This is a genomic window from Oryzihumus sp. (genome assembly GCF_054325275.1).
The window spans coordinates 1-9,158 of record NZ_JBTCWL010000103.1 but is presented as its reverse complement, the minus strand read 5'-3'; the positions used below and the strand labels follow the sequence as shown (position 1 = coordinate 9,158).

9 protein-coding genes and 1 riboswitch are annotated in these 9,158 nt (G+C 72.8%); of the genes, 6 read left to right on the top strand and 3 right to left on the bottom strand.

All coding sequences use genetic code 11. The annotated features are described in order from the left end of the window. Positions 1-283: 283 nt before the first annotated feature. The 5 genes from ACXVGS_RS18055 (at position 284) to ACXVGS_RS18035 (ending at position 5,950) form a co-directional block, all read left to right on the top strand. Positions 284-1,753, top strand: a complete 1,470-nt coding sequence (locus ACXVGS_RS18055; RefSeq protein ID WP_458529765.1) for an MATE family efflux transporter — start codon at positions 284-286, stop codon at positions 1,751-1,753. Between the two features lie 211 nt (positions 1,754-1,964). Continuing rightward, a complete protein-coding gene (locus tag ACXVGS_RS18050; RefSeq protein WP_458535198.1) occupies positions 1,965-3,242 on the top strand; it encodes an NAD(P)/FAD-dependent oxidoreductase in 1,278 nt (425 codons plus the stop codon). After that, positions 3,239-3,979: a DUF1365 domain-containing protein gene (locus ACXVGS_RS18045; protein WP_458535874.1), complete on the top strand. Its 741-nt coding sequence runs from the start codon at positions 3,239-3,241 to the stop codon at positions 3,977-3,979. Before ACXVGS_RS18050 ends, ACXVGS_RS18045 begins: the two co-directional genes overlap by 4 nt. A gap of 1 nt (position 3,980) precedes the next feature. Beyond that, positions 3,981-5,210: a class I SAM-dependent methyltransferase gene (locus ACXVGS_RS18040; protein ID WP_458532676.1), complete on the top strand. Its 1,230-nt coding sequence runs from the start codon at positions 3,981-3,983 to the stop codon at positions 5,208-5,210. Continuing rightward, positions 5,210-5,950: an SDR family NAD(P)-dependent oxidoreductase gene (locus tag ACXVGS_RS18035; protein WP_458537294.1), complete on the top strand. Its 741-nt coding sequence runs from the start codon at positions 5,210-5,212 to the stop codon at positions 5,948-5,950. Before ACXVGS_RS18040 ends, ACXVGS_RS18035 begins: the two co-directional genes overlap by 1 nt. Here the strand turns inward: ACXVGS_RS18035 and ACXVGS_RS18030 are convergent. The 3 genes from ACXVGS_RS18030 to ACXVGS_RS18020 form a co-directional block, all read right to left on the bottom strand. Further along, entirely contained in the window at positions 5,947-6,654 is a 708-nt protein-coding gene (locus ACXVGS_RS18030) for a DsbA family oxidoreductase (protein WP_458529770.1), read from the bottom strand. The genes ACXVGS_RS18035 and ACXVGS_RS18030 overlap by 4 nt on opposite strands. 96 nt (positions 6,655-6,750) lie before the next feature. Beyond that, positions 6,751-7,461, bottom strand: a complete 711-nt coding sequence (locus ACXVGS_RS18025) for a C40 family peptidase (RefSeq protein WP_458529771.1) — start codon at positions 7,459-7,461, stop codon at positions 6,751-6,753. Positions 7,462-7,464: 3 nt separating this feature from the next. Further along, positions 7,465-7,680: riboswitch (cyclic di-AMP (ydaO/yuaA leader) on the bottom strand. A gap of 279 nt (positions 7,681-7,959) precedes the next feature. Further along, positions 7,960-8,655 (bottom strand): metal-dependent transcriptional regulator, encoded by a 696-nt coding sequence (locus tag ACXVGS_RS18020; protein WP_141786965.1) that lies wholly within the window; start codon positions 8,653-8,655, stop codon positions 7,960-7,962. A 19-nt stretch (positions 8,656-8,674) separates the two neighbouring features. Between ACXVGS_RS18020 and ACXVGS_RS18015 the strand changes: the two genes are divergently transcribed. Further along, positions 8,675-9,158, top strand: a 484-nt coding sequence (locus ACXVGS_RS18015; protein ID WP_458537293.1) for a deoxyribodipyrimidine photo-lyase, incomplete at its 3' end; no start/stop codon positions are given.

Sequence of the window (9,158 nt, the reverse complement as noted above, 5' to 3'; positions counted from 1 at the left end):
GCAGCGCACGGCCGGAGAGGTCATCTTCGCCATCGCCCGCTCGGTCGGCTGGGTGGCCCACGCCCTGGAGGAGTACGACGAGACCCCGCTGCGGTTCCGGTGGCATGGTCGCTACCGCGGCCCGCAGCCCCCGCAGCCGGTGCCCACCGCCTGAGCACCGCCGCGCGAAAACCGGGCGAGCCGGGATCGTTGCGCCGGTAAACTGAGCCCACCGCCAACCCCTCCGACCGTGGTCGGACCATGGCGTCCTCCCGCTCCCCCACCACGTCCCCGGGACCTCGCCATGCCTGTTGCCCTGCGCCGCCGCACGCCCGCGGCCGCCGAGACCACCCCCGGCCGGGAGATCGCCCGGATCGCGGTGCCGGTGAGCCTGGAGTTCGTGCTCAACCTGGTGCTCAATTTCGTCAACCAGGTGGTCGTGGGCACCCTGGGCGCGACGGCCATCGCCGCGGTCGGCTTCGCCAACAGCCTGGTGTTCATCCTCGTGCTCACCCTCGGCGCCCTCGGCGCGTCGGTGAGCATCCTGGTCGCCCGGGCGCACGGCGCGGACCGCCGCCACGACATGAACACCACGGTGTCCACCGCCCTGGTCGTCGCCGCCATCCTGGCCGCACTGTGCTCCCTCGGCCCGCTCCTGCTCTCCCACGACCTGCTCCGTGCGACCGGCGCGTCGGCGACCGTGGCCCACGCCGGCGCCGGCTATTTCCAGCTCATGGGCGTTGCCCTGGCCCCGGCCGTCCTGAGCATGCTGCTCAGCGGCGTCCTGCGCTCCACCGGCCACGCCCGCGCCCCGATGCTGGCCACCTCCGGCACCGTCCTGCTCAACGCCGCGATCGGCTACGCGCTGGTCACCGGCGCCGGACCGCTGCCGCAGCTCGGTGTCGCCGGGGCCGGCGTGGCGACGCTGGTCACCAACCTGCTCAAGCTCGCCATCCTCACCGCCCAGGTGTATGCCGTGCACCGGGTCGTGCGCTGGGAGCCACCGACGTTCCGCGGCGGGTGGCAGCCGGTGCTGCGGCCACTGCTCGTCCTCGCCCTGCCGCTCGGGGTGACCGAGCTGTTCTGGACCGGTGGGACCTTCCTCTACAACGTCGTGTTCCAGAAGCTCGGCGACCGGGCCCTGGCCGCGGCGCAGATCGCCGCCACGCTCGAGGGCGTCTTCATCGTCGGCAGCCTGGGCCTCATGAGCGCCACGACCGCCCTGGTCGGCCGCTCCGTCGGGCGGGGCGACGCCGACGCCGCCCTCGCCTGGGTGCGCCGGATCAAGGCGGCGGGCATCCGCACCGGCATCGGCTTCGGGCTGCTCTTCGCGTGCTGCGCGTTTCTGCTGCAGCCGCTCTACGGCCACGCCGGCCCGCAGGTCCGCGCCGCCGCCGCGGTCGGCATCCTCATCAACGCCGCGTTCCAGGTGGTCAAGGTCCGCAACATGATCATCGGCGCCGGCGTGCTGCCCAGCGGTGACGACGCCCGGGGAGTGATCCTCGGCGACGCCGGCGGCGCGTTCCTCGTCGGGCTGCCGCTCGCGGTGCTGCTCGGCCTGCACTCCCCGCTGGGGATCGCCGGCGTCTTCCTCGCCCGGGTCGTGGAGGAGGTGGCCAAGCTCGTCATCTTCACGTGGCGCGAGCGCCGCCTCGACTGGTCCGGTCTGGCCGCCGGGGCCCCGGCACCGGTCCCGCCTGCCGCGCCGTTGGCGGACGCCGACGTGGTCGCCGCCCAGGAGGTCAGTGAGGTGGCCGAGCTGGCCTCCCGCTGACCGGCCAGCGCTCCGCCGGCGTCAACTACGCTGCCGCACAAGCCGCACCAATCCGCTCACCGGGGCGCCTACGAACCTCTGCCGTAATCGTCCGAGCGGCACCGACCGCGCGCGCCGAACGGAAGGGACTCCCGGTGACGGCACGTCCACACACCCCCACAGACCACCGGACGCTGCGCGCTTCCTCCTGGCACGCAGCTGGAGGGGCGCGATGAAGCCGACGTCGTCGCGCCCCTCCGTGGCGGTGGTGGGCGCCGGCGTGTCGGGCCTGACCGCGGCCTACCTGCTCAACCGGACCCACGACGTCACGTTGTTCGAGGCGCAGGACCGGCTCGGCGGCCACGCCCACACCCACGACGTCACCGCCAGCGACGGCAGCCACCACGCCGTCGACACCGGGTTCATCGTCCACAACGACCGCACCTACCCGCTGCTGCGGCGCCTGTTCAGCGAGCTGGACGTGCCGGTGCGCCCCACCGAGATGAGCATGAGCATCCGGTGCGAGGGCTGCGGGCTGGAGTACGCCGGCGGCCGCGGCCTCAAGGGCATCCTCGCCCAGCGCGGCCGGATCCTGGACCCCACGTTCCTGCGCCTGCTGGGCCAGGTGAAGCGGTTCCACCGCCGGGCGAGCGCGTTCCTGGCCACGAGCAGCGAAGGCGACCTCACGACATACGGGGAGTTCCTGCGGCGCGAAGGCTTCTCGGAGTACTTCATCACCCACTACGCGGTGCCCGTCGTCTCCTGCGTCTGGTCCTCCGGCCAGGAGACCGCCTTGCTCTACCCCGCGCGCTACCTGTTCCGGTTCCTGGACCACCACGGCATGCTCAGCGTCACCGGCTCGCCGCAGTGGTACACCGTCACCGGCGGGTCCCGCACCTACGTCGAGCGGATCGGCGCGCAGCTGCCCGCGGTGCGCGTCAGCGCCGGCGTGCGCGACCTGACCCGCTGGTCCACCGGCGTCACCGTGGTCGACACCACCGGCGAGCGGCACGGGTTCGACAAGGTCGTCATCGCGACCCACGCCGACGAGGCCCTCGCGATGCTCACCGACCCGACCGACGACGAGGTCAGCACGCTCAAGGCGTTCACCTACTCCCGCAACGAGACCGTCCTGCACACCGACGCCTCGATCCTCCCTGCGGCGCGCCGGGCCCGGGCCTCGTGGAACTACCTCATGACCTCGTGCACCGACCTGCACGACTCCACCGTGGTGACCTACTGGATGAACCGGCTGCAGGGGCATACCTCCCCGGAGCAACACCTGGTCACGCTCAACGCGCGCGAGCGCGTCGACCCGTCCACAATCCTGGCCGTGATGGACTACGAGCACCCCATCTACACCCCCGAGGCGGTGGCGGCCCAGGGCTCGCTCGCGGGCCTCGCCAGCGACACCACCGTCTACGCCGGGGCCCACCACGGCTGGGGCTTCCACGAGGACGGCTGCCGCTCGGGGGTGGAGGCGGCGCGGCACTTCGGGGGCGACTGGTGACCCCGGCACTGCCGGCGCTGCCGGCGCTCGTCGACGGCTTCGTCTCGCACTCGCGCAAGGGCCCGGTCCGCCACTCCTTCCGGCACGGGGTCTACCAGTGGCTGGTCGACCTGGACGACCTGCCCCGTATGCCGCGCTGGCTGCGCCCGTTCGCCTCGTTCCGGTCCGTCGACCACCTCGGTGACCCGGCCCGCAGCATCAAGGACAACGTCGTCGCCTTCGCCGCCGGCGTGGGCGTGGACCTGGCCGGCGGGCGGGTGCTCATGCTCGCCAACGCCCGGGTCCTCGGTCACGTCTTCGACCCGCTGTCGGTGCACTGGTGCCTGGACGCCTCCGGCGACCTGGCCTGCGTCGTCGCCGAGGTGCACAACACCTACGGCGAGCGCCACGCCTACCTGCTGCGCCCCGACGGTGGCGGCACCGCGTGGACCGACAAGGAGCTCTACGTCTCCCCGTTCTACGACGTGTCGGGTCGCTACCAGCTCACGTTCACGCTGACCCCCGACCAGGTGGCCACCTCCGTCGTGCTGCACCGCGACGGCGAGGTCGCCTTCGGCGCCACGTTCCGCGGCACACCGCAGCCGGCCACGCCGCGCCGCCTGGTGGGCCAGGTGCTGCGCCGGCCGCTCATGCCCCAGCGGGTCACGGCCCTGATACGGGTGCACGGGGTCTGGCTGTGGCTGCGCCGACTGCCCGTTGCCCCCCGACCGCGCCACCGCGCCCAGGAAGGTGTCTGAGATGACCGCCGTCGCCCCCACGTCCCTGCGCTGGCCCGCGCTGGAGACGGTGCCCACCGCCCCGGTCCACGCCCGCGTCGCCCGCGTCCTGTTCGAGCGCGCCGTCGACCTCGTGCCGGTCCGAGCCACCTACCCCGACGGCCGGGTCGTCGGTGGCGGCGGCGCCGACTCGCCGGTCTTCGAGCTCGTGAACCCGGAGGCGTTCTTCGCCCGGATCGGCAAGGACACCAAGATCGGCTTCGGCGAGGCCTACATGGCCGGCGACTGGCGCCCGGGGCCGGACACCGACCTGGCCGACCTGCTGGCGCCGTTCGCGGCCAAGCTGAGCCAGCTCATCCCCGAGTGGCTGCAGCGGTTCCGCACCATCGTCGACGAGCGGCTGCCGCACCACGAGGAGAACACCCTCGAGGGCTCCCGGGAGAACATCCACCGGCACTACGACCTGAGCAACGACCTGTTCGCGGCGTTCCTCGACCCGACGATGAGCTACTCCTCGGCGTGGTTCGAGGACGGCGACGACCTCGAGGCCGCCCAGCTGCGCAAGATCGACGGCATGCTCGACTACGCCGGGGTCGGCGAGGGCACGCGGGTCCTGGAGATCGGCACCGGCTGGGGCGCGCTGGCCCTTCGCGCCGCGCAGCGCGGCGCCCGGGTGCTGACCATCACCCTGTCGGAGGAGCAGGCCGAGCTCGCCCGCGAGCGCATCGCCGCCGCCGGGATGACCGACCGGGTCGAGGTGCGCCTCCAGGACTACCGCGAGGTCCAGGGCCAGTTCGACGCCGTCGTCAGCGTCGAGATGATCGAGGCCGTCGGCGAGAAGTACTGGCCGACCTACTTCGCCACGATCGACCGCCTTCTCGCCCCCGGCGGCCGGGTCGCGATCCAGTCGATCACCATGGCGCACGAGCGGATGCGGGCCACGCGGCGCACCTACTCCTGGATCCAGAAGTACATCTTCCCCGGCGGGATCATCCCGTCCCTGCAGGCGATCGACGAGACCCTTGCGGGGCACACCAGCCTGCGGGTCGCGCAGCGCCGCGAGCTCGGATGGCACTACGCCGAGACCCTGAAGCAGTGGCGCGGCCGGTTCCTCGCCGAGTGGGACCACGTCCGCACGCTCGGCTTCGACGACACGTTCCGCTCGATGTGGGAGTTCTACCTGGCCTACTGCGAGGCCGGCTTCCGCACCGGCTACCTGGGCGTCAGCCAGCTGCAGATGGTCCGCCCGTAGTGGACCTCGAGGGCCGGGTCGCCTGGGTCGTCGGCGCGTCCAGCGGCATCGGCGCGGCCGTGGCCCGCGAGCTGGCTGCCCGGGGCGCCCGGGTGGCCGTCTCCGCCCGGCGTGCCGACCGGCTGGCCACCGTGGCCGAGGGGCGCATGCTCGTGGCGCCCGCGGACGTCACCGACCGGGCTCAGGTCCATGCCGCAGCGGCACGGGTCGAGGCCGAGCTCGGGCCCCCAGACCTGGTGCTGCTGTGCGCCGGGCACTGGCAGCAGATGCCGGCCGGCACCTGGGACGCCGACTCCTTCGAGCGCCACCTCCAGGTCAACCTCGTCGGCATGAGCAACGGCATCGACGCAGTGCTTCCCGGCATGGTCGCCCGTCGCGGGGGCGTCATCGCGGGCGTCGCGTCGGTGGCCGGCTACCGGGGCCTGTCGGGGGCCGAGGCCTACGGCGCCACGAAGGCCGCCCAGATCAACCTGCTGGAGTCGCTGCGACTGTCGGTGCGCCGGAGCGGGGTACACGTGACCACGATCTGCCCCGGCTTCGTGCGCACCGGGATGACCGAGGTCAACGAGTTCCCCATGCCGTTCATGGTCGAGCCGGACCAGGCGGCGCGGGCGATCTGCGACGGGCTGGAGCGCGACCGGACCGAGATCGTCTTCCCCACCCGGATGGCGGTGCTGATGAAGCTCGCGCGGTTCGTGCCGGCCGGCGCCTGGGCCCGGCTGCTGGCCGGCCGCAGCTAGCTGCCGGTCTCGCGCCAGGCCTGGTGCAGCAGCTGGGCGAAGACCTCCACCGGCTGGGCGCCGGACAGCGCCACGGACCGGTTCGCCACCACGAAGGGCACCGTGGTGATGCCCAGCTCGCGGGCGGCGGCCTCGTCGGCGCGCACGTCCTCGGCGTAGTCGTCGGAAGCGAGCACCGCCGCCAGCACGTGCTCGTCGAGCCCGGCCTCGGCTCCCAGTCGCTGCAGGGTGGAGATGTCGTCGAGGACCTTGCCCTCCTCGAAGTGGGCGGCGAACAGGCGCTCCTTGACCGCGGCCTGCAGGGCCGGCCCGCCCTGGGCCAGCCCCATGTGCACCATCCGGTGCGCGTCGAAGGTGTTGGTCCACACGGCCCGGTCGAAGTCCATCCGCAGGCCCTCCTCGCCCGCGGCCCGGGCGACCCGTGCGCTCATGGCCCGGCCCGCCTCCGGGCCTCCGCCGTAGCGGCGCCCGAGGTAGTCGTAGACGGGGACGCCCTCCCCGACCGGGGTGCGCGGGTCGAGCTCGTAGGAGCGGTAGCGCACCTCGACCAGCGCCGGCCGCTCGAACGCGGCGATCGCGTGCTCGAGCCGGCGCTTGCCCAGGTAGCACCAGGGGCAGACCACGTCGGACCAGACCTCGAGGATGATGCCCGGCGTGCGGTCCGTCGCCGTGGGCGCTGCGGCTTCCGTGCGCGTGGTGCTCATGGCCCCATTGTCCCAAAGACCCGGCAACGCCGCAGGCCCCGAACCCGTGCTGGGTTCGGGGCCTGCGGCGTCATGCTCAGGCTGGGTGCCTGCGAATCAGGAGAAGCGGCCGTAGGTCACGTCGCTGGTCCAGATCGCGCGCTTGGAGACCACCGCGCCGGAGTGCGGGGCGTCCCACATCATGCCGCCACCGGCGTAGATGCCGACGTGGTGGGCGGGGTTGCCGAAGAAGACCAGGTCACCCGGCTGCGGGTTGCTCACGCGGGTCGCAGCCATGCGCTGCTCCTCGGCCGTGCGCGGCAGCGAGATGCCGATCTTGTTGAAGACGTACTGGGTGAAGCCGGAGCAGTCGAAGCCGGACGGCGTGGTGCCGCCCCACTCGTAGGGGACACCTGCGTACATCGCGGCGATGCCGAGCACGCCGGCGGCCGGCGAGGGCAGGTTGATCGCCATGCGGTCGGTGCTGCGGCTGACCGTCTCCACGGCGCGGTGCACCGGGGCGGCCTTCGGGGCGGTGGCGTCGAAGCCGACCTCACCGAAGGAGGGCGCAACCGGGGTGGCGGCGGTGCTCGGGGCCGAGACCGCGACCGTGCCGGGGGCGTTGGTCGGGGTGGCTGCCTCGGGAGCGTGCGTGGCCGGCGCGGCCGAGGCGGGCATGCTGAACGAGGCCACCAGACCACCGGAGACCGCGAGGACCGCGGAAGCCTTGGCGGCGGGCTGGCCGGAACGGCCAAGAGCAGACGTCAGGGCAGTGGTGGTCGTCTGGCGACCTGCGGCGCGGTGGCGCCCGGCATGGTGCTTCGACACGTGAAAAGACCTCTCCAGTGCCTACGAGGTGAGCTGTCGGGTTCGGGTGGGAGGTATGCACCCGGCCCTGAGGCAGCCATCCGACCTGGGTCGGCCAGCCGCCTGAGGGCTTCACCCCAAGGGGCGTCTCACGACGCCCCGCAAGTGGGTCCCCCGCTCCTGCCAAACGGTGTGTGAACTCATCTCGAACGTGGCGGCAGGATTCGGCATGCCACATCGAGAGCTTCCTCCAGGGGGAGAGCAAGCGATGCCACCGTACACAGACCAAAGTCCCTTGTCACATCGAGGTCACGGGCGTGTCGGAGACCTGGCGGCGTCGTCGGCGACGTCGCAGGTCAGCGAGTTGCGCACCCCTTGAGATGGGGACGAAATGGGGCAAACTCCCCCGCCCCGGGTTCGGGCGTGTCGCCATGCACGGCGACAGTGCCGGCCCTCGGACCGGTCCTGCCACATGCTGACGAAGGCCTCACCGGGGACGCCCGGCGAGGCCCCAACACCTCAGACGGCGGCCGCGAAGACGTGCGCCGCCGTGCTCTCCGGCAGCGACACCCCGGCCGCGTCCTCCGCGCCGTCGCGCACCACGATCACGCGACCGGCCTCGCGCCGGATCCGGACCCGCCGGCCCGGCAGCAGCCCGGCCACGGTGAGCAGGCTGAGCGCCTCGTGGTCCACCTGGACCGGCTCGCCGATCCGGCGCACGGTCACCACGCTGGGCTGGTCGCCGGCGAGCACGGCCAGGCTGCTCACGCCCAGCCGGAAGTCCTCCCCGGCCTCCTCGCCGAGCTCGTCCAGGCCCGGGATCGGGTTGCCGTAGGGCGACTCCCGGTGCTCGCCGATGAGCTGGAGGATCTTGCGCTCGACCCGCTCGCTCATGACGTGCTCCCAGCGGCAGGCCTCGTCGTGGACGTACTCCCACTCCAGGCCGATGACGTCGACGAGCAGCCGCTCGGCCAGCCGATGCTTGCGCATGACCCGTGTGGCGATCCGGCGGCCCTCCTCGGACAGCTCGAGGTGACGGTCGCCGGCCAGGCTCAGCAGCCCGTCGCGCTCCATCCGGGCGACGGTCTGGCTCACCGTGGGGCCGGAGTGACCGAGGCGCTCCGCGATGCGGGCACGCAGCGGCGGGATGCCCTCCTCCTCCAGCTCGTAGATCGTCCGGAGGTACATCTCGGTGGTGTCGATCAGATCCGTCACAACGCATAGCCTCTCATTTGTGCCCGACACCGTGCTCTGGCTTCGGCGTGACCTGCGCCTGGCCGACCTGCCCGCCCTCGGGGTCGCCCACGAGGCCGCGGACGGCTCGTCCGTCCTGCCGCTGTTCGTGCTCGACCGGCGGCTGTGGGACGGCTCCGGCGCGGTGCGTCGCGCCTGGTTGAACGCCTCCCTGCGCGCCCTCGATTCCCGGTATGACGGAGCCCTGGTCGTGCGCGTCGGTGACCCCGCGCAGGTGGTCCCCCAGGTGGCCCGCGAGGTGGGCGCCGCCAGCGTGCACGTCAGCGCCGAGAGCACCCCGTTCGGCCGGCGCCGCGACGAGGCCGTGCGCCGTGCACTGGGCGAGCAGGACTGCGCGCTCGAGGCGACCGGCACGGCATACGCGGTGGGGCCGGGGACGCTGACGACCGGCGGCGGCACGCCCTACCAGGTGTTCACCCCCTTCTCGCGCGCCTGGCGCGCGCACGGCTGGCCGCAGCCGGCAC

What these genes read in the sequence shown, in the direction of transcription:
- ACXVGS_RS18050 (WP_458535198.1), top strand. Translation starts at nt 1,965, where the DNA reads ATGAAGCCGACGTCGTCGCGCCCCTCCGTGGCGGTGGTGGGCGCCGGC.
- ACXVGS_RS18030 (WP_458529770.1), bottom strand. Translation starts at nt 6,654, where the DNA reads ATGAGCACCACGCGCACGGAAGCCGCAGCGCCCACGGCGACGGACCGC.
- ACXVGS_RS18040 (WP_458532676.1), top strand. Translation starts at nt 3,981, where the DNA reads ATGACCGCCGTCGCCCCCACGTCCCTGCGCTGGCCCGCGCTGGAGACG.
- ACXVGS_RS18055 (WP_458529765.1), top strand. Translation starts at nt 284, where the DNA reads ATGCCTGTTGCCCTGCGCCGCCGCACGCCCGCGGCCGCCGAGACCACC.